The sequence below is a fragment of the Speluncibacter jeojiensis genome, from assembly GCF_029589495.1.
GTDB classification, from domain to species: Bacteria; Actinomycetota; Actinomycetes; order Mycobacteriales; family Mycobacteriaceae; genus Speluncibacter; species Speluncibacter jeojiensis.
Window position 1 is genome coordinate 103261 of sequence record NZ_JAAIVF010000007.1, and the last position, 19481, is coordinate 122741.

The 19481-nt window shown below is 71.0% G+C and carries 19 protein-coding genes; 13 read left to right on the plus strand and 6 right to left on the minus strand.

The genetic code is table 11. The annotated features are described in order from the left end of the window. Window positions 1-23: 23 nt before the first annotated feature. The 8 genes from G4X40_RS19280 to G4X40_RS19315 all read left to right on the plus strand — a co-directional run bounded on the left by G4X40_RS19280 (window position 24) and on the right by G4X40_RS19315 (window position 7323). On the plus strand, window positions 24-1145 hold the full coding sequence (locus G4X40_RS19280; protein WP_277834891.1) for a resuscitation-promoting factor: 1122 nt from the start codon (window positions 24-26) through the stop codon (window positions 1143-1145). A gap of 58 nt (window positions 1146-1203) precedes the next feature. Then, the gene (gene rsmA, locus G4X40_RS19285; protein ID WP_277834892.1) at window positions 1204-2094 is read left to right on the plus strand and encodes a 16S rRNA (adenine(1518)-N(6)/adenine(1519)-N(6))-dimethyltransferase RsmA; all 891 of its coding nucleotides are present in this window, start codon (window positions 1204-1206) and stop codon (window positions 2092-2094) included. Between the two features lie 19 nt (window positions 2095-2113). After that, complete coding sequence (locus tag G4X40_RS19290) at window positions 2114-3043, plus strand: 4-(cytidine 5'-diphospho)-2-C-methyl-D-erythritol kinase (RefSeq protein WP_277834895.1); 930 nt, start codon at window positions 2114-2116, stop codon at window positions 3041-3043. Beyond that, window positions 3043-4866 (plus strand): ABC-F family ATP-binding cassette domain-containing protein, encoded by a 1824-nt coding sequence (locus G4X40_RS19295; RefSeq protein WP_277834897.1) that lies wholly within the window; start codon window positions 3043-3045, stop codon window positions 4864-4866. The genes G4X40_RS19290 and G4X40_RS19295 overlap by 1 nt, the downstream gene beginning before the upstream one ends. 175 nt (window positions 4867-5041) lie before the next feature. Then, window positions 5042-5524 (plus strand): VOC family protein, encoded by a 483-nt coding sequence (locus G4X40_RS19300; RefSeq protein ID WP_277834898.1) that lies wholly within the window; start codon window positions 5042-5044, stop codon window positions 5522-5524. Between the two features lie 85 nt (window positions 5525-5609). After that, window positions 5610-6641 carry an enoyl-CoA hydratase/isomerase family protein gene (locus tag G4X40_RS19305; RefSeq protein ID WP_277834900.1) on the plus strand — a complete coding sequence of 344 codons (1032 nt, stop codon included), beginning with the start codon at window positions 5610-5612 and terminating at the stop codon, window positions 6639-6641. A gap of 211 nt (window positions 6642-6852) precedes the next feature. Then, window positions 6853-6984: a hypothetical protein gene (locus G4X40_RS19310; RefSeq protein WP_277834902.1), complete on the plus strand. Its 132-nt coding sequence runs from the start codon at window positions 6853-6855 to the stop codon at window positions 6982-6984. Window positions 6985-7191: 207 nt separating this feature from the next. Then, the gene (locus G4X40_RS19315; RefSeq protein ID WP_277834904.1) at window positions 7192-7323 is read left to right on the plus strand and encodes a hypothetical protein; all 132 of its coding nucleotides are present in this window, start codon (window positions 7192-7194) and stop codon (window positions 7321-7323) included. A 123-nt stretch (window positions 7324-7446) separates the two neighbouring features. Here the strand turns inward: G4X40_RS19315 and G4X40_RS19320 are convergent, their stop codons facing one another. Next, a complete protein-coding gene (locus tag G4X40_RS19320) occupies window positions 7447-9090 on the minus strand; it encodes a peptide chain release factor 3 (RefSeq protein ID WP_277834905.1) in 1644 nt (547 codons plus the stop codon). Between the two features lie 191 nt (window positions 9091-9281). On the opposite strand from G4X40_RS19320, the gene G4X40_RS19325 reads away from it, so the two are divergent. Then, window positions 9282-10913 carry a fatty acyl-AMP ligase gene (locus tag G4X40_RS19325; RefSeq protein ID WP_277834907.1) on the plus strand — a complete coding sequence of 544 codons (1632 nt, stop codon included), beginning with the start codon at window positions 9282-9284 and terminating at the stop codon, window positions 10911-10913. Window positions 10914-11039: 126 nt separating this feature from the next. Continuing rightward, on the plus strand, window positions 11040-12209 hold the full coding sequence (locus G4X40_RS19330) for a lipase family protein (RefSeq protein WP_277834909.1): 1170 nt from the start codon (window positions 11040-11042) through the stop codon (window positions 12207-12209). On the opposite strand, the gene G4X40_RS19335 is transcribed toward G4X40_RS19330, so the two are convergent. From G4X40_RS19335 to arsC, 5 genes are all read right to left on the minus strand, one after another. After that, entirely contained in the window at window positions 12196-12567 is a 372-nt protein-coding gene (locus G4X40_RS19335) for a hypothetical protein (RefSeq protein ID WP_277834911.1), read from the minus strand. The two genes, G4X40_RS19330 and G4X40_RS19335, sit on opposite strands and share 14 nt — an antisense overlap. An 11-nt stretch (window positions 12568-12578) precedes the next feature. Then, on the minus strand, window positions 12579-13160 hold the full coding sequence (gene pth, locus G4X40_RS19340) for an aminoacyl-tRNA hydrolase (RefSeq protein ID WP_277834913.1): 582 nt from the start codon (window positions 13158-13160) through the stop codon (window positions 12579-12581). A 96-nt stretch (window positions 13161-13256) separates the two neighbouring features. Continuing rightward, window positions 13257-13859 (minus strand): 50S ribosomal protein L25/general stress protein Ctc, encoded by a 603-nt coding sequence (locus G4X40_RS19345; protein ID WP_277834915.1) that lies wholly within the window; start codon window positions 13857-13859, stop codon window positions 13257-13259. Window positions 13860-14071: 212 nt separating this feature from the next. Continuing rightward, window positions 14072-15550 carry an FAD-dependent oxidoreductase gene (locus G4X40_RS19350; protein WP_277834917.1) on the minus strand — a complete coding sequence of 493 codons (1479 nt, stop codon included), beginning with the start codon at window positions 15548-15550 and terminating at the stop codon, window positions 14072-14074. 129 nt (window positions 15551-15679) lie between these two features. Beyond that, complete coding sequence (gene arsC, locus G4X40_RS19355; RefSeq protein ID WP_277834919.1) at window positions 15680-16039, minus strand: arsenate reductase (glutaredoxin); 360 nt, start codon at window positions 16037-16039, stop codon at window positions 15680-15682. 161 nt (window positions 16040-16200) lie between these two features. Here arsC and egtA point away from each other — a divergent pair, with 161 nt between their 5' ends. The 3 genes from egtA to egtC are packed head-to-tail and all read left to right on the plus strand — an operon-like array spanning window position 16201 to window position 19476. Continuing rightward, on the plus strand, window positions 16201-17430 hold the full coding sequence (gene egtA, locus G4X40_RS19360; protein ID WP_277834921.1) for an ergothioneine biosynthesis glutamate--cysteine ligase EgtA: 1230 nt from the start codon (window positions 16201-16203) through the stop codon (window positions 17428-17430). Further along, window positions 17427-18737, plus strand: coding sequence for an ergothioneine biosynthesis protein EgtB (gene egtB / locus G4X40_RS19365; protein WP_277834922.1), 1311 nt, complete (start codon window positions 17427-17429; stop codon window positions 18735-18737). The genes egtA and egtB overlap by 4 nt, the downstream gene beginning before the upstream one ends. A 4-nt stretch (window positions 18738-18741) precedes the next feature. Continuing rightward, window positions 18742-19476 (plus strand): ergothioneine biosynthesis protein EgtC, encoded by a 735-nt coding sequence (egtC, locus tag G4X40_RS19370; protein ID WP_277834924.1) that lies wholly within the window; start codon window positions 18742-18744, stop codon window positions 19474-19476. The last annotated feature ends 5 nt before the right edge of the window (window positions 19477-19481 follow it).

Below are 19481 nucleotides of genomic sequence, written 5' to 3' on the forward strand. Positions count from 1 at the left end.
GGGACAGCCAACTCAGGGGCTCCATGTCAGCGCTGGCGCGTATCAACGGCACACCCTCCCGTCTGCTGCGGGTGGTGCTCGGCGCACTGCTGATCACGCTGGTGACCGGTGCGCTGATGGCGGTCACCCGACACAAGACCGTCACGCTGCAGGTGGACGGCCACACAGTCGAGTTGAGCACGATGAAGTCCGACGTCGGTGGCGTGCTGCGTGCTGCCGGTTACTCCGTCGGCACCCGCGACGAGGTCGTGCCGGCGGTGACGACGCCGGTGAGCAACGGCGAGACCATCGTGTTGCAGCGGGCCAAGCAGTTGACGGTCTACATGGACGGACAGCAGCGGGAGATCTGGACCACGGCCACCACGGTCGACGAAGCCCTCAAACAGTTCGACATCCTGGCCCACCGTGCCGAGGTCTCTGCGTCCCGCGCCCAGCGCCTCCCGGTTTCCGGCATGACCTTGCACGTGTCCAATCCCAAGGTGATGCTCGTCGACGACGCGGGCAAGATCACGCCGGTGTTCAGCGCGCAGCAGACGGTCGCGGACGTGCTGCAGGAGATGGGCGCCCCGCTGGGGCCGGAGGACAAGGTCGTGCCCTCGGCCGACACCCCGACCGACGCCGACATGACGATCCGCGTCACCCGCATCAAGACGGCCACCCAGGTCGTGTCCGAGCCGGTGGCCCCGCCGGAGCAGAAGACCGACGACCCGACGCTGGTGCAGGGCAAGACCGAGGTCGACAAGCCCGGGGTGCCCGGCGAGCAGACCGTGACCTACCGGGTCACCACCACCAACGGCCGCGAGTCCGCCCGCGTCAAGGTCTCCGCGGTCGTGATCAAGCCCGCCGTCCCCGCCGTCGTGCGGGTCGGCACAAAGCCGGGGCCGCCTCCGGTGCCGGCGGGCAGCATCTGGGACGCGATCGCCGCGTGCGAGTCCACCGGCAACTGGCACATCAACAACGGCAACGGCTTCTTCGGCGGTGTGCAGTTCACCCAGCAGACCTGGAATGCCTTCGGCGGCGACCAGTACGCGCCGCGCGCCGACCTCGCGACGCGGGACGAGCAGATCGCCGTCGCCAAGAAGGTGCAGCAGGCGCAGGGCTGGGGCGCGTGGCCGGTGTGTTCCGGACGTGCCGGAGCCAACTGACGGCGAGATCCGTCCCGCTGATTTTCCCCGGTCGCCGGGCGCACGGTACGTTTCCCAGGTGTCAGATCCTAGCTCTTCGGACGGTGGCCCGCGCGGGCGCGCGGCGCTGCTCGGCCCCGCCGAGGTCCGTGCGCTCGCCGACGAGCTCGGCGTGCGCCCCACCAAGACTCTGGGACAGAACTTCGTGCACGACGCGAACACCGTGCGGCGCATCGTGGCGGGAGCCGGCGTCGGCGCCGACGACACCGTCCTGGAGGTGGGGCCCGGACTGGGCTCGCTGACCCTCGCGCTGCTCGACGTCGTCGGCTCGGTGATCGCCGTCGAGATCGACCCGGTGCTCGCCGAGCGACTCCCGGCCACCGCGGCCGAACGGGCGCCCGAGCTGGCCGACCGCTTGACCGTGGTGGGGGCGGACGCGATGAAGGTCCACGCCGCCGACCTGCCCGCCGAACCCACCGCCTTGGTCGCCAACCTGCCCTACAACGTGGCGGTGCCGGTGTTGCTGCACCTGTTCTCCGAGCTGCCCTCGCTGCGCACCGCACTGGTGATGGTGCAGGCCGAGGTCGCCGACCGCCTCGCCGCGGACCCTGGCAGCCGCACCTATGGGGTGCCCAGCGTCAAGGCCCGCTACTTCGGCCGGGTCCGCCGCGCCGGGTCGGTCGGCCGCGCCGTGTTCTGGCCGGTGCCACAGGTCGAATCGGGTCTCGTGCGGATCGACCGGTACGACGAGCCCGACTGGCCCACGGACGACGAGCACCGGCGCCGGGTCTTCGCCGTGGTCGACGCCGCCTTCGCGCAGCGGCGCAAGACGCTGCGCGCGGCGCTCGCCGGGTGGGCGGGATCGCCCGCGGAGGCCGAACGGCGGCTGCGCGCGGCCGGCATCGACCCGTCCGCCCGCGGTGAGCGGCTCGATGCCGCGGCGTTCGTGCGTCTGGCCGAGACCGACTGACCGGCTAGGCTTGACCGCTGTGCTCAGCGTCGTCCCCGACCCCGTCGTCGTCACCGTCCCCGCCAAGGTCAACCTGCATCTCGCGGTCGGTGACCTGCGTGACGACGGCTACCACGAGTTGTCGACCGTGTTCCAGGCGCTGTCGCTGAGCGACGAGGTCTCGGTCGTGCCGGCCGACACGCTGACCGTGCAGGTTCAGGGCGAGGGCGCGCAGTTCGTGCCGACCGACAACCGCAACCTGGTGTGGCGGGCCGCCGAGGCCGTCGCGGACCGCGCCGGGCGCGAGCCGGCGGTGAAGATCAGCGTGCGCAAGGGCATCCCGGTGGCCGGCGGCATGGCGGGGGGCAGCGCCGACGCGGCCGCGACCCTGCTCGCGCTCGACCACCTGTGGGGTCTGGAGCTGGACCGCGCGACGCTGCACGAACTGGCGGCCGACCTCGGCAGCGACGTCCCGTTCGCGCTGCACGGCGGCACCGCGGTCGGCTCGGGCCGCGGCGAGCACCTGCTGCCGGTGCTCGCACGGGACACGTTCCACTGGGTACTCGCGCTGGCCAAGGGCGGGCTGAGCACCCCGAAGGTGTTCGCCGAACTGGACCGGCTGCGGGCGGAGGGCAGACCGCCGCGGGCCGGGACGCCGGACGCGCTGATGCAGGCGTTGGCCGCGGGGGATGCCGCGACCCTGGCGCCGCTGCTGGTCAACGACCTGCAACCGGCCGCACTGTCGTTGATGCCGGAGTTGCGCCGGACCCTGCGTGCCGGGGAGGCCGCCGGCGCGCTGGCCGGGATCGTGTCCGGCTCCGGGCCGACCTGCGCGTTCCTGTGCGCCGACGAACAATCCGCGATCCAGGTCGGCGCGGAACTGGCCGGGGTGGGCGTGTGCCGGACCGTGCGGGTCGCCGCCGGACCGGTGCCCGGTGCCCGCCTGGCGGACATCGAGGAAGGGCGCTGATGGCGAATCTGGTGAATCTCGAACAGGTGTCGAAGTCCTTCGGCATCAGGCCGTTGCTCGACCAGGTGTCGCTGGGCGTGCAGGAGGGCGAGCGGATCGGCGTCGTCGGACTCAACGGCGGCGGCAAGACGACGCTGCTCGAGGTGCTCACGGGGGTGGCCGAGCCGGACGCCGGGCGGGTGAGCCGCATCGGTGGGCTGCGGATGGCGGTGGTCACCCAGCGCGGCGAACTGCCCGCGGGGGCCACGGTCGGCGAGGTCGTCTTCGGCGGGCTGGGGCTCGCCGAGCACGAGTGGGCGTCGAACCCGCGGACCCGCGAGGTGCTCAAGGGAATCGGGTTCGGCGGTTCTCACCTGGGCGGGGACTCGTCCGGTGCGGTGCGCGAGTTGCACGCCAAGGTCGATGATCTGTCCGGCGGGGAGCGTAGGCGCGTCGCGCTCGCCGCGGCGCTGGTGCAGGACCTGGACCTGCTGGTGCTCGACGAGCCGACCAACCATCTGGATGTCGAAGGAGTGCAGTGGCTCGCCGAGCACCTGGTGGGCAGGCGCAGCGCGCTGGTGGTCGTCACCCACGACCGCTGGTTCCTGGACACCGTCGCCACCCGCACCTGGGAGGTGGTTGGCGGCAAGGTCGAGAGCTACGAGGGCGGCTACAACGACTGGATCTTCGCCCGCGCCGAGCGTGACCGCCAGGCCGACGCCTCGGAGGAGCGGCGTCGCAACCTGGCCCGCAAGGAGCTCGCGTGGTTGCGCCGCGGCGCCCCTGCCCGCACGTCGAAGCCGCGCTACCGCGTGGAGGCGGCCGAGGCGCTGATCGCCGACGTGCCGGCCCCGCGTGACTCGGTCGCGCTGGCGTCCTTCGCGCAGCGCCGACTGGGCCGGGTGGTGCTCGAGCTCGAAGACGCGACGCTGGCGACGCCGGACGGCCGGGAGCTGGTCTCGGATCTGACCTGGCGGCTCGCGCCGGGGGAGCGGGTCGGACTGGTCGGGATCAACGGGTCCGGCAAGACCACCCTGCTGCGGGCGCTGGCCGGTGAACGTGAGCCGGTCAGCGGCAAGAGGATTCAAGGCCAGACGGTGCGACTGGGCTGGCTGCGTCAGGAACTCGACGACCTGCCCACCGACATCCGGCTGCTCGACGCGGTCAAGGACGTGGCCGAGCGGATCACCTTGGGGGACAAGGAGGTCTCGGCTTCGCAGCTGGCCGAGCGGCTCGGCTTCAGTCCGGCGCGGCAGCGCACGCCCGTCGGCGACCTGTCCGGCGGTGAGCGGCGCCGCCTGCAGCTGACCCGGGTGCTGATGTCCGAGCCGAACGTGCTGCTGCTCGACGAGCCGACCAACGACCTCGACATCGACACGCTGCAGCAGCTCGAGGACCTGCTCGACGGCTGGGCCGGGACGATGGTCGTGATCAGCCACGATCGCTACCTGATCGAGCGCATCTGCGACTCGGTGTGGGCGCTGTTCGGGGACGGCAGGTTGACCAATCTGCCCGGCGGCATCGACGAGTACCTGCGACGCCGCGAGGCGCAGGCCGCCGCCCGCCCGGCCTCGGCGCAGACACAACCGGCCGCGGGTGGACAGGACTCAGCGGCGCCGAAGCGCGACGGGGCGGCCGAGCGCGCCGCGCGCAAGGAGCTGTCGCGTCTGGAGCGCACTGTCGCGAAACTCGACGATCGGGAACGCGAGCTGCACGCCGCGCTGGCCGAGGCGGCGACCGAACCCGCGCGGCTGATGGAGCTGGATGCGCAGTTGCGCCAGGTGGTCGCCGACAAGGAGGCGGCCGAGGAGCAGTGGATGGAGTTGGCGGCCGACCTGGATTGATCGGGTCGGGCGCGGTGTGTCGCGCGCTCCAGAGTTGCAACTTTGCACAGAGTTGCAGGTCTTCGACCTTTTCCGGGAGTCGACAGGTCATCCCCGGAAGACGGAACCGCTCGACACGGCAGTGATCGGGTGGAGACTGGGGACACGAGCGCTGTGCGACTGGCGGAGGTGTGAGATGTCCGGCCCGAGTTTCGATCAGCCGGGAGTGCCCCGATACGACCTGTCCGGCCCCGGGTTTCCGCAGCCCGGTGCGGTGCCGTATCTGACGGTGCGTGCCGCCCGCGAGGCGATCGACTGGTACACCCAGACGTTCGACGCGGAACTGCGCGCGGAGCCGATCGTCATGCCCGACGGCCGAATCGGGCACGCCGAGCTGTCGCTCGGTTCCGGGGTGGTGTACCTGGCCGAGGAGTTCCCCGAGATGGGGTTGCTGGCACCGCAGCCCGGCGCGACCTCGGTGAGCCTGATGCTGCCGGTCGCCGACACCGACGTGGTGCTCACGCGGGCGCGGCTCGCCGGTGGGCGGGTCGAACGATGGACCTACGAGGGGCACGGACGGCGCAACGCGACGCTGATCGACCCGTTCGGGCACCGCTGGATGCTTGCCGGCCCGCTCGCGCAGGCGACCACGGTGGACGGCTCCGCTCCGGGGGTCTGACGGCGGACCGACCCCGCCCCGGACGGCACCGCGTGCCGTGTCGGGCTTAGGGTGCGAGAAAGGTAGGTCCGTCGAAAGGGGTCCGGTGAGTTCGTCGTCGCAGTTCGTACAGACCAGGGTGGAACACGGGGTGGGGGAGATCCTCCTCGACCGGCCCACGGCGCTCAACGCGCTGGACATCGGAATGATCCGCGACATGCACGACACGCTGATGGCGTGGCGTGACGACGATGCGGTCCACACGGTGCTCGTGCGCAGCGCGATCCCCAAGGCGTTCTGCGCCGGCGGCGACATCCGCGCGGTGCGCGAGGCCGGGCTCGGCGGCGACACCGAGGCAGTGTGGGGGTACTTCTCGGAGGAGTATCGCCTCGACCAGTTGATCGCCGACTATCCGAAGCCGTACGTCGCGGTGATCGACGGTGTGGCGATGGGCGGCGGGCTCGGGATCTCCGTACACGGGGCCTTCCGGGTGGTCACCGAGCGTGCGGTGCTGGCCATGCCGGAGACGGCGATCGGCTTCATCCCCGACGTGGGTGCCAGCCACTTCCTGTCGAACCTGCCCGGCTCGATCGGGATGTACCTCGGGCTGACCGGGACCCGGCTGACCGCGGCGGACGCGGTGGAACTGGGCCTGGCCACCCATTACGTGCCGAGCCTCGAGTTGGACGACTTCATCGCGGACCTGCTGGCCGAGGACATCGACACGGCGCTGGCGAACCACATGCGCCTGCCTCCGGCCGGAGCGATTCTCGACCGCCGCGAGCGCATCGACGCGGTGTTCTCGGCCGACACCGTCGGCGGGATGCTCGACCGCCTGGTCGACGAGAAGGGTGACGACGACGGTTGGGCTGCCGAAACCCTCGCGGCGCTGGTCAAGCATTCCCCGTGGTCGATGAGCGTGACCGCGGAGCTGATCCGTCAGGGCAGCGGCAGCACGCTCGAGCACTGTCTGGGTCGCGAACTACGGGTTGCGGTCAAGATGTCGCGCTGCCCCGACTTCGCCGAGGGCATCCGCGCGGTGCTCGTGGACAAGGACCACGCCCCGACGTGGGACCCGGCGACGCTGTCCGGGGTGGACCCGGAAGCCGTGCGGGAGGTCTTCTCCACCCCGATCTGACCGGTCGAAGATAAAACTGTCGTCCGATACAAAGGGCGCGAAATCCCTGCTCCGGCAGGGGTTTCGCGCCTTTTCTGTCACCTCGTGCCGCTTTCTGTGGCTCCTCCCACTCAGTGAGACTGCCGTGATCTAGAACGCACAGTTCCTTTTACTGTTCTCCGCGTCACAACGTGAACCGCGCGTCAGCGCGCGGCCGGCAAAGGAGTTCGAAATGGGATCTACCGCTGCAAGCATGGGCGCATGGGGCAACGTTGCGAAGTACGCGGGTCTCGCCGCGGGTCTCGCGAGCGGCCTCGCCGGCGTCGTCGGCATCGGCCTGCTGCTGGCCCCGATGTCGGCCTGACATCTGCCGCATGAGCTTTCGGCAATGACGGGCGACGACGACGGTGTCGGCGTGCGTCATTGCCGGTTCTGAGGGTCGGGCGGTCTCGCCGACATCGAGGTCCCACCCAGCGGGAGCGGCGTGAGCCACATCTCACTCCCGCACATACAGTAGTTTCAGTCACATCAGCAGCGCACGAAAATGCGCCTGGTACTTAGGAGTTCGAAAATGGGATCTACCGCTGCCAGCATGGGCGCATGGGGAAACGTTGCGAAGTACGCGGGTCTCGCCGCGGGTCTCGCGGGCGGCCTGGCCTCCGCCGTCGGCATCGGCCTGCTGCTGGCCCCGATGTCTGCCTGATCCCCTCAGGATCGCTTTCGGGCGAGGGTCGGCGCCGTGGTCTGGACGGCGCCGACCCTCGCCTTCTGCGTTCGCCCGGCCCCTCCCGTTGGGAGGGGTCGGGCGAAACCAGTACCGGGACAGTCAGTCCGCGGTCGCAACCAACGGCTCGAGCGTGAGCTCGGGCAGTTCCTTCTGGATGTACTGCAGGCGCCACTTGTCGCTGAACAGTGCCAGCAGCACCCCGTCGCTGCGGGTGAACACCTCCACCCCGCGCTGACGACCCAACTCGTCCGCCGACTCGGCGTCGGTGCGCCGCGCCAACGCGTAACCGAGCGGTTCGAGCCGCGGCTCGACGTTGAACTCGGCCTTCATCCGGGCGACGACCACCTCGAACTGCATGGGGCCGACCGCGGCCAGCACCGGTGAGGCGTCGCCGCGGATGTCGTTGCGCAGCACCTGGACCACGCCCTCCGAGTCGAGTTGGTCGACAGCGCGGCGGAACTGCTTGTACTTGCTGGCGCTGTCCACCCGGACCACCGAGAAGTGTTCGGGCGCAAAGGAAGGGATCGGGGGGAACTCGATCTTCTTGTCCACGTACAGCGTGTGCCCCGGCGCCAGCGCGGTCGCGTTGACCAGGCCCACGATGTCGCCGGGGAAGGCGGTGTCGACCGTCGACCGTTCGCGGCCGACGACCGTGTGCGCGTACTTCGTGGTGAACGGCTTGCCGGTCTGCGCGTGCGTGACGACCATTCCGCGCTCGAACGTGCCGGACACGATCCGCATGAACGCCAACCGATCCCGGTGCGCCGCATCCATACCGGCCTGCACCTTGAACACCACCGCGCTGAACGGATCGGTGGTCTGCCGCGCGGTCTCGTCGACGCCGAGCCGCTGACCGGGCGGCGGCGCGAGCGCGACCAGCGTGTCGAGGATCTGGTGCACCCCGAAGTTCAGCATCGCGGACGCGAAGATCACCGGCGAGGTCTGGCCGGCGAGGAACAGCTCCTGGTCGTGATCCTGACCGGTCGCCGAGAGCAGCTCGCTCTCCTCCGCGGCGGTCTGCCACGCGTCACCCTCGCGCTCGGCCGCGGCACTCGGGTCCAGCAACTCCTCAGGTGCGATCTTCGCCCCGCCGGCGGTCCGGGTGAACCGGACGTACTCGGTGGCAGCACCATCGATGCCGCGCCGGAGCAGACCGCGGAAGTCGCCCGCCACACCGACCGGCCAGAACAGCGGTGTCGGGGTCAGGCCGATCCGGTCGTTGATCTCGTCGAGCAGTTCCAGCGGCGCGCGGCCCGGACGGTCCCACTTGTTGATCACGGTGATGACCGGGATCCCGCGGTGGCGGCACACCTGGAACAGCTTGAGCGTCTGCGGCTCGAGGCCCTTGGCCGCGTCGATCAGCATCACCGCCGCGTCGACCGCGGTGAGCACCCGGTAGGTGTCCTCGGAGAAGTCCGAGTGACCGGGGGTGTCCACCAGGTTGATCACGTTCGCCGGGGCGTCGTCGTCGCCGTCGGGCGCGGTGTAGTTGAACTGCAGCGCGGTCGAGCTGACCGAGATACCGCGGGCCTTCTCCATCTCCATCCAGTCGGAGACGGTGGATTTGCGTCCGGCCTTGCCGTGGATGGCGCCGGCCTCGGAGATCACCCGGGCGTGCAGCGCGAGCGCCTCGGTGAGCGTCGACTTGCCGGCGTCGGGGTGGGAGATGACCGCGAAGGTGCGGCGACGGCCCGCTTCGGCGGCGACGGATTTGGCGGACGCCGGCACGGACTCGGTTGTCACCGGGGATTCCTCACTTCACGGATCGGTTCGGGCGGAAGATTGACGGGTGGGCGGTCAGGGAGACCGGCAATCCAGGGTACTCGGGCTGCCCCGCGGCGCCGCAGGCGTGTAACACGCGGCCCGGCGCCGCGGAAAACCGGAGTGCAGGGCTCGCCGGCCGTGCGGGCCCGCCGAGGGGCGGAGGAGCAGCCGTGAGCAGGTTCACCGACGAGATGTTTGCCACCGCCGCCGCCAGCCCGCGCGGGCTGATCACCGGCGAACCGCACGGCGCGGTGCGCCGCGACTGGGGTGAGGTCCACCGGTGCGCGAGGCATATGGCCGGCGCCTTCGCGGCGGCCGGTGTGGGCCGCGGCGACGCGGTCGGGGTGCTGGCGGGTGAACCTGCCGACATCGCGCCCGCCTGCCAGGCGATCTGGATGCGCGGCGCCGCCCTGACGATGCTGCACCAGCCGACTCCGCGCACCGACCTCGCGGTGTGGGCGCAGGACACCGAGATCGTGCTGCGGATGATCGACGCGCGGGTGGTGGTCGTCGGTGCGCCGTTCGAGGCCGCGCGGCCGCTGCTGCTCGAGCGCGGCGTCGTGGTGCTCACCGTCGACGAACTCGCCGCCGGTCCGGACAGCGACCCGCTCGAGGTCGCCGAGAGCGACATCGCGCTGCAGCAACTGACCTCGGGCTCGACCGGCCGGCCCAAGGCCGTGCAGATCACGCACGCCAACTTCTACGCGAACGCCTACGCGATGATCGACCGGGTCGAGTACTCGTTCGACAAGGATGTGCTGATCAGCTGGCTGCCGCTGTTCCACGACATGGGGATGATCGGATTTCTCGCGGTGCCGATGCAGGTCGGCGCGGAGGTTGTGGCGATCACGCCGCTGGAGTTCCTGCGCGCCCCGCTGCTGTGGGCCGAGCTGATCGGCAAGTACCGGGGCACGGTCACCGCGGCGCCGAACTTCGCCTACTCGCTGCTCGCGCGTCGGCTCCGGCAGGCGCCGGACGGTGGGGTCGACCTGAGCTCGGTGCGGTACATGTGGAACGGCGCCGAACCGGTCGACCCCGACACGATGATCGCGCTCGCCGATGCCGGCGCTCGCTTCGGCCTCGACCCGCGGGCGCTGGCGCCGTGCTACGGCATGGCGGAGACGACGCTGGCGGTGACGATCCCCGCGCCGCTGCAGGGACAGATCCTCGACGAGGTCGACCCCGACCTTCTCTCCGCTATGGGCACCGCGGTGCCGTCGACCCGCAGCAACGCGCGCCGGCTGGCCACCCTCGGCCCGTTGGTGGCGGGCCTTCAGGGGCGGGTGGTCGACGAGGAGGGGACCGTGCTCAACCCCCGTGGGGTCGGCGTCATCGAGGTACGCGGGGCCGCGGTCAGTCAGGGCTACCTGACGGTCGACGGGCCGGTACCCGCGCAGGATGCCGACGGCTGGCTCGACACCGGCGACGTCGGCTACTTCACCGAGGACGGGCTGGTCGTGGTGTGCGGACGCATCAAGGACGTGATCATCATGGGCGGGCGCAACATCTATCCGACCGACGTCGAACGCGCCGCCTGCGCTGTACGCGGGGTCCGCCCGGGCAATGCGGTCGCGGTGCGCCTCGACGCCGGCCTGAAGCGGGAGAGCTTCGCGGTCGTGGTGGAGACCAACGACTTCCGCGATCACGCCGAGGTGCTGCGGATCGAGCACGACGTCGCCCATGCGGTGTTCGCCGAGGCGGGCGTGCGGCCCCGCATGGTCGCGGTGCTGGGGCCGGGAACGATCCCGAAGACCTCCTCGGGCAAGTTGCGGCGCGCCCGCTCGGCCGCCCTGCTGGGCTGACGCGGGTTCGCCCCGGTTGCCCGAGTTGCGCAGTCCCGCCGTGTAACTCGCGTCCAGGCGATAGCCTGATCGGGTACCCGCGTGCGGTACGCGCGCCCGGGCTTCCGGTCGGGGGAGTGATCGCCGATGGGGTGGATCCGCACGTCAGCCGCAACGGTTGTCGCGATCGTCGTGACGGCCGCGTCGGCAACCGCGTACACCGCGTACACCGTGTTCGCCGCGCTGCCTGCCGCCGCCGCCGCGCCTGAGGACCCGCCCGGGACGGTGGTGGCGGTCGGCCCGCTCGACTCGCAGCACCGGTTGCCCGGCGCGGCCCGGAATCTCCTGGTCACCTACTGGTCGGAGGGCCCGCACGACCTGCCGATGCTCAGCACCGGGGCGGTCTACGTGCCGCCCGGCACTCCGCCGGCCGGCGGTTGGCCGGTGGTGTCCTGGGCACACGGCACCACCGGACTGGCGGACGGTTGCGCGCCGACCGTCGAGAAGCCCGTGCCGAACGCGGTCGCCTACCTGACACACTGGCTCGGCCAGGGCTACGCGGTGGTCGCCACCGACTACGTGGGCCTCGGAACGCCGGGCCTGCTGCCATACCTGGACGGACGGTCGGCGGCGCACAGCGTGATCGACATGGTCCGGGCCGCGCGGTCGGTCGACCGCGACCTGGCCGCCCGCTGGATCGTCGTCGGCCAGTCCGAGGGCGGCCAGGCCGCGATGTTCACCGCGCGACTGGCCACCGGGTATGCGCCGGAACTCGATTACCGGGGCGCGGTCGCCACCGGCGTCCCCTCGAACATCGAGACACTGTTGCCGCTCGGTGGGCCTCAGTTCCCGCCGCTGCCGCTCGTCGGCACCGGCGTGTTCATGGCCTACCTGTTGGCCGGCATGCAGGCCTACTACCCGGATCTCGACGTCGGCTCCTACCTCAGCCCGTTCGGGCAGACGGTGGTCAACGAGGTGCAGGGCCTGTGCTATCCGCAGGCCGCCGCCCGATTCGGGCACGTGTCGATCGGACAGTTGCTGTCCCGCTCCGTCGACACGCCGGGCCTGCGGGCCCTGGCCGCGCGCCTGCTGGCCATTCCGACCAGCGGCTACGACCGGCCGATCTTCCTCGGCCAGGGACTGATCGACACGATGGTTCCGGCGGTCCTGACCGCCAAGCTCGTCGCCGACCTGGCGGCGAACCGAGTGGACTTCACCCTCCACGCCTATCCGACCGGCCACGTTCAGACGGTCGCCGCCGCGCTGCCGGACACGACGCCGTTCGTGGCGCGACTGCTGCCGGTCAGTCCGCGGTGAAGAACAGGTCCATGCTGACGAAGAACCAGGCGAGCAGGCCGGCGAGCGCGAGAAACGCGATGGCCAGCGGGAGGGCGAACTGGCGGGCGGGGCGCGACGGGATCGTCGCCAACGTGCACAGCAGGACCGCAACGCCGGGGACGGCCCAACTGACCCAATACCCGACAGCGGGTGGGTCGATACTCAACGGCAGGCCCTCGGGGTGCACCGACGGTTGCGGCACATCGAAGACACTCTGCATCCACCACACGAACGGGACGTAACCGAGCACCGCGAGCGCTGCACCCGCCGCCGCACCGAGCGTGATCCGTAGCGACTTGCCGGTCGACGCGGGCACCACTGGCTCGGTCTGGTTCATCGGCTCGCCGCTCAGCGGCCGTGCACTTGGTTCTGCGCGGCCTCGAGCCCGTGCTCGAGCAGCTGCTCGACCGCATCGGCGGCTTCCTCGCAGACGAGGTCCAACTCCTTGCGCTCGGCCGCGGAGAACGGCTTGAGCACGTACGCAGCCGGGTCCATCCGGCCCGGCGGGCGGCCGATGCCGACCCGCACCCGCAGGTAGTCCTTGGTGCCCAACGACGAGCTGATCGAGCGCAGCCCGTTGTGCCCGCCCTCGCCGCCGCCGAGCTTGAGCCGCACGGTGCCGAAGTCCAGGTCCAGCTCGTCGTGCACGACGACGACGTTGGCGGGGTCGATGGAGAAGAACTGCGCGCACCCGGCGACCGGACGGCCCGAGAGGTTCATGAACGTGCGGGGCTTGGCCAGCACCACCGATCGGCCCGCCATCCGGCCCTGAATGATCTCCGCGCCACTTCGCTTGTGCGCGCTGAACTTTCCGCCCATGCGTGCCGCGAGCACGTCGGCGACCATGAATCCGACGTTGTGGCGGGTGCGCTCGTACTGCGGGCCGGGGTTGCCGAGTCCGGCGACCAGGGCAGGGGCATGGGTGCTCACGTGTTCATCCTGTCAGGGCGGGTGCGGGGCGCTCAACGCAGCAGCGGCGCGCCACCGGATAGGTGGCGCGCCGCTGCTGCTGGTGCAGAGAGTCGATCAGGCCTCGGCCTCGGCCTCGGTGGCCTCGCCCTCGGCGCCCTCCTCGGCCGGTGCGGCCTGGGCTTCGACGATGTTCACCAGCAGCAGCTCGGCGTCGTCCTGCAGCGCGGTGCCGGAGGGCAGGGTGACCTGTCCGGCCAGGAACTGGGTGCCGACCTCGGCACCCGCAATCGACACCTCGACCTGCTCCGGGATCGACAGCGCGTCGGCCTCGAGCTTGATGGTGGTGGCCTCCTGGGTGACCAGCGCGCCCGGGCCGGCCTCGCCCACGAGCACGATCGGCACCTCGACGGTGACCTTCTCGCCCTTCTTGACGACCAGCAGGTCGGCATGCTCGATGTAGTTGCGGATCGGGTGCACGACGACCGACTTGGTCAGCGCCAGCTGCTCCTTGCCGTCGATGTCCAGCGAGAGCACGGCGTTGGTGCCGTGTGCACGCAGCACGGCCGCGAAGTCGCGGGTCGGCAGGTTCAGGTGCACCGGGTCGGTGCCGTGACCGTAGAGGACCGCAGGAACCTGTCCGTCGCGGCGCGCACGGCGCGCGGCACCCTTACCGAATTCGGTGCGGACTGCGGCGGTGAGACGGTTGGCGTCAGACATGACGGGCTCCTTCGCGAATGGGTGGTAGGTGTTCTTGTCGCGGCGGATGCGCTCGCGCGAACACGACCCGAGGGAAGCCCGAGAGTCGTAGTCGCGTCGATCACGGTGAGCCAAACTGGAGACGAACTCGAATGGTTCACCCTCGCCGAGACAACTCGAAAGAGCCTACCGTACGGGCGGCGGCGTCGCGAACCGGCGCCGCCGCCGGCAGGTCAGCTCGCGGCCGCTGCGGACCGTCCCGCGCGGCGGCCGAAGAAGCTGCCGTCGCCGAGTGAGGCTCCGGACGCGTAGCCGCCCGCGCACACGCCAGAGGTGCAGCGGCCCGCCGCGAACAGGCCTGGGATCGGCTCGCCGGACACGTGCACCACCTCGGAGTCGACGCTGGTGCGCAGGCCGCCGAGTGTGAACCCGCCGGTCATGCCGCGCAGGTCGATGGCCGCGACGGGCGATCCGATCGGCTTGGTCCACTCGGCCTTCTTGCCGAACATCGGGTCCTCGCCGTTCGCCGCGTGCCGGTTGTAGACGTCGACCGTCGCCTGCAGCGCGCCGCCGGGCAGTCCCATCTCCGCCTCGAGTTCCTCGACGGTCTCGCACACCCACTTCGGCTTGTGGCGCAGGAACGGGGTCGCGCTCGGCCGGGTGTGGGCCTCGTCGTGCGCGGCCTCGTCGATGATCAGGAACGCCTCGTTCTTGTTCTCGTACAACGTGGCCTGGCCGACGCGGCCCGGGTAGGTGTCCTCATTGATGTATCGCTGCCCCCGGCCGTTGACCAGGATCCCGCGGATGTACAGCTGCGGGTCGCAGAAGAACGCGACCTCGGCGGCGTCCATGTGCGCCAGGTCCGCGCCGAGGGCCTGCGCCATCTGGATCGCGCGGCCGTCGTGCTCCTCGATCGACGCGGCGGGCCGGCCGACCATCTTCGGCGCGTACGACCGCAGCATCGTGTCGTTGTAGGCGAAGCTGCCGGTCGCCAGCACGACTCCGCGTCGGGCGCGGAAGGTCACCTGCTTGCCGTACTGCTTGGCGACCAGCCCGACCACCCGTCCGTCCGCGTCGACGACCAGCGTCTGCGCGCGAACGTCGTACTCGGCGCGCACCCCGAGCGCGGTGGCGGTGTCAACCAGCGGCTTCATCAGCATGTAGCCGCCGCCGCGCTCGCCGCCGCTCTGCTTGTCGGACATCTGTGGGACGTGGCCGCGTGGCGCGGCCGGGATGGTGGCGTTGAACGGCGCCGCGTTCTCACCGCCGGTGTACTGCAGGCCGTCGTCGTACGGCGGCTCCCAGCCCGGCTCGCCCCAGAAGCTCTCCTTGAACGGCACCCCGCACTCGTCGACCAGCCAGTGGTAGTGGTCGACGCTGCCCTCGCAGTAGGCGTCGATCTTCGCCTCGTCGGTCCCCGGCCCGAGCGCGGCCTTCATGAACGCCTTCATGTTCTCGACGGTGTCCTCGAAGCCGCAGGCCTTCTGCAACGGGGTGCCGCCGCCCATGTAGATGAAGCCACCGGCCATGGCGGCCGCGCCACCCCACCCGCCGGTGCGCTCGAGCACCAGCACGTCGGCCCCGGCCTGGGCGGCGGCGACCGCGGCGGAGGCCCCCGCCACACCGAAACCGGCGATCACCACGTCGGCTTCGTGGTCCCAGTGGGCGATCTGGTCTGCGGGCAGCGGACGGATCGAGGTGGCATCGGGCATGGCAGGTCCTCTCGCAGATATTCGGGTCGGCATGACATTCGGCATGCCACGCTGATCCTGGTGTGTACCCGCCGGCCGTGAGGGCGGGGAAGGTGCTTCCCGGTCAGCGGTCGGACGTGGAACAGGCCCCTACTCCGGCAGGATCTCCAGAATGTTCTCGACCGGCCGGGCCAGCCGCACGCCGCGCTCGGTGACGACCAGCGGCCGCTCGATCAGGATCGGGTGCGCGATCATGGCGTCGAGCAGCTCGTCGTCGGATGCGTCGGCGAGCCCGAGCTCCTTGTAGATGTCCTCTTTGGCGCGGATCGCCTGGCGCACCTGCAGCCCGGCCTGCTCGATCAGCGAGGCGAGCTCCGCGCGCGTCGGCGGCTCGTCGAGGTAGTTCACGATGGTCGGCTCGATGCCGTTGTCGCGCAGCAACTGCAGCGTCTTGCGGGACGTGCTGCAGCGCCTGTTGTGATAGATGGTGGCGTTGGACTGGTCGCTCATGTCGTCAGCCTATCGGCCGGGTGCGACAGGGGCGGCGACACAACGGGCCCTTGCGGATTCCTCGCATTCGGGCCGTCGGCGCTCTACTCTCGGGAACGCACGGTTGATCGCACGCGGGGGCGTTCTGCGCGGCCCCGCCGAGGATCCGGTCCGGAGGCCGCATGGCACTGGCAGTCGATTCACCCGCGTTGACCTCGCGCGCCGCTGCCGAGGCCTACGTCGGTGGGGTGTGTTTCAAGCTCGGTCCGCCGGAGCTGGTCGGTGCCGAGCTCGAATGGCTCACGGCCTGCCCCGGAGACGATCTGCGCCGCCCGTCTCCGCAGCGGCTCGCCGGAGCGCTCGGTCATCACGCGCCCACCAGCGTCGCCCCCGAATCCCCGGCGATCCCGCTGCCCGGCGGTTCGGCCGTCACCGTCGAGCCCGGCGGCCAGATCGAGCTCTCCAGCGCGCCCCACGCGTCCGTGCGGGAACTGTGCACGGCGATGTCGGCCGATTCCGCAGAGTTGATGAGCCTGCTGCGGTCCGCTGCCATCGCGCCGGTCCCCGGGGCAGCCGACCGCGAGCGCTCCGCCGACCGGATCCTGCAGCACCCGCGGTATGCCGCGATGGAGCAGCTGTTCACCAGGGTCGGCCCGTTCGGCAAGTTGATGATGTGCAACACCGCGGCGGTGCAGGTGAGCGTCGACGCCGGGATCGACCGGGCGCAGGCCCGACGGCGCTGGCAGTTGCTCAACGCGATCGGTCCCGCGCTGGTCGCGGCTTTCGCGGATTCGCCCCGGCTGTGCGGTGCGCCGGGCGACGAGTGGGCCTCGCAGCGGATGCGCACGTGGCTGGAACTGGACCGCGACCGCACCAGAGCGCCCGAGGGGTCGCCGGTGCCGGTCGCCGACTACGCCGCGTGGAGTCTCGACGTGCCGCTGCTGTGCGTGGTCGGGTCGGGTAGCTCGTGGGCGGCGCCGGAAGGGGCGAGTTTCGCGGACTGGATCGACGGTGCGCTGGACGACGAATTGGGCCGCGAGCCGACGACGAAGGACCTCGACTACCACCTGACCACGCTGTTCCCGCCGGTGCGGGCCCGCGGGCATCTCGAGGTGCGCTACCTCGACGCGCAGCCCGGCGACGGCTGGCGCGTGCCGATCGCGGTCGTCGCCGCGCTGACCTCATCCGAGGCCGTTGCGGAGCAGGCACTGTCGATCGCCGACGGCACAGTGGGGCAATGGCGGACGGCCGCCCGGCGAGGCCTGCGTGACGGTGAATTGCGCGGTGCCGCAGTGCAACTGCTCGAGCTGGCGGCCGCGCATGCAGAGGACGCCGGCTTCGCGGGCGAGATCGGCCTCGCAGCGGCGCGATGTCGTCGGCGGCTCAGTCCGAGCCAGGAAAGGAACCGATGAGCGACATCGAACTGCTGCGATCGCGGGCCGAGGCGGAACTGGTGCGGGCGCGGGCGCGGACGACGCTGCTCACCGACAGCATCGACGACGCCGCCCTGGTCGCCCAGCACTCGCCGCTGATGTCGCCGCTGGTGTGGGACCTCGCACACATCGGCAACCAGGAGGAGCTGTGGCTGGTGCGCGACGTCGGGGGGCGTGAGCCGCTGCGGTCGGACATCGACAGTCTGTATGACGCCTTCCAGCATCCCCGCGCGAGCCGCCCGGCGTTGCCGCTGCTGGGGCCGCAGGAGGCCCGCGGATATGTGGGCACCGTCCGTGACAAGGTGTGGGATGTGCTGGGCCGCAGCAGCTTCGGCGGGCGCAGGCTCGAGGAGTTCGGCTTCGCGTTCGGGATGATCGCCCAGCACGAACAGCAGCACGACGAGACCATGCTCGCCACCCATCAGCTCCGCCGCGGCCGACCGGTGCTCGATGCGCCGGCGTCCCCCCGCGCCGCGCGACCGCCGCAGGCCGACGAGGCGATCGTGCCGGGTGGGCCGTTCCTGATGGGCACCGACGCCGAGCCGTGGGCGCTGGACAACGAGCGGCCACAGCATCGGGTGGACGTGCCGGCGTTCGCCATCGAGACCGCGCCGGTGACCAACAGGCGGTATCTGGAGTTCATCGCCGACGGCGGCTATCACCGCGAGGAGTTGTGGAGCACCCGGGGCTGGGCGCACCGGCTCGCCGAAGGTCTTGTCGCGCCGCAGTTCTGGGAGCGTGACGGCGACGCCTGGTGGCGACGGCGGTTCGGCGCGCTCGAGCCGATCGCCGAGTCCGAGCCGGTCGTGCACGTGTGCTGGTTCGAAGCGCAGGCGTTCGCCCGCTGGGCCGGCAAACGGCTGCCGACAGAGGCGGAGTGGGAGAAGGCCGCGCGCTACGACCCGAGCGGACGCTCGCGCCGCCACCCGTGGGGCGACGAGGACCCGGACGCCACGCGGGCGAACCTGGGGCAGCGGCACCTCGGGCCGGCGGAGGTCGGTGCGTACCCGGACGGGGCGTCGGCGCTTGGTGTGCACCAGATGATCGGCGACGTGTGGGAGTGGTGCTCGTCGGGCTTCGAGCCGTACCCCGGCTTCGCCGCGTTCCCGTATCGGGAGTATTCCGAGGTGTTCTTCGGCGGCGACTACCGGGTGCTGCGCGGTGGATCGTTCGGCACCGACGAGGTGGTCGCGCGCAGCACCTTCCGCAACTGGGACCATCCGATCCGGCGGCAGATCTTCGCCGGGTTCCGGCTCGCCCGCGACCTGACCCCGGACGAGATCTGACGTCGTGTGCCGGCACCTGGGGTATCTCGGTCCTGCGCGGCCGGTCTCGGAGTTGCTCACCGCGGGCGAGAACTCGCTGTACCGGCAGTCGTGGGCGCCGCGGGACATGCGCGGCGGCGGCACTGTCAACGCCGACGGCTACGGCGTCGCCTGGTGGGGCCGGGAGGACCGGTTGGTCCGCCACCGCAGTGCCACGCCGATCTGGTCGGACCCGGCGGTCGAGGGCGTGCTGAGCGCGGCGACGTCGGGCGCGGTGGTGGCCGCGGTGCGGTCCGCGACCGTTGGCATGCCGATCAGCGAGGCCGCGTGTGCGCCGTTCGTCGACGAGTGGTGGGCGTTCAGCCACAACGGCCGGGTCCCGGGGTGGCCGGAGTCGTTGGTGCCGTTGGCCTCACAACTCGATGTGATCGACCTGATGACGATGGAGACGCCGACGGACTCGGCGGTGCTGTGGGCGGCGGTGCGCGCCCGGCTGCGGGTGATGAACCCGGAGGTCGCGGTCGCGTCGGTGGTCCGCGAGGTGGCCGGGGCGGTGCCCGGCGCGCGGCTGAACCTGCTACTCGGCGACGGCCGCGTGCTCGTGGCGTCCGCGTGGGACCACGCGTTGGCGGTGCGGTCCACCCCGGACGCGGTGTACGTGAGTTCCGAACCGTTCGACGACGAGCCCGGCTGGGAACAGGTCCCGGACCGTCACCTGGTGGTCGCCCGGATCGGCGAGGTGACGGTGACGGAGATATAGAAGGA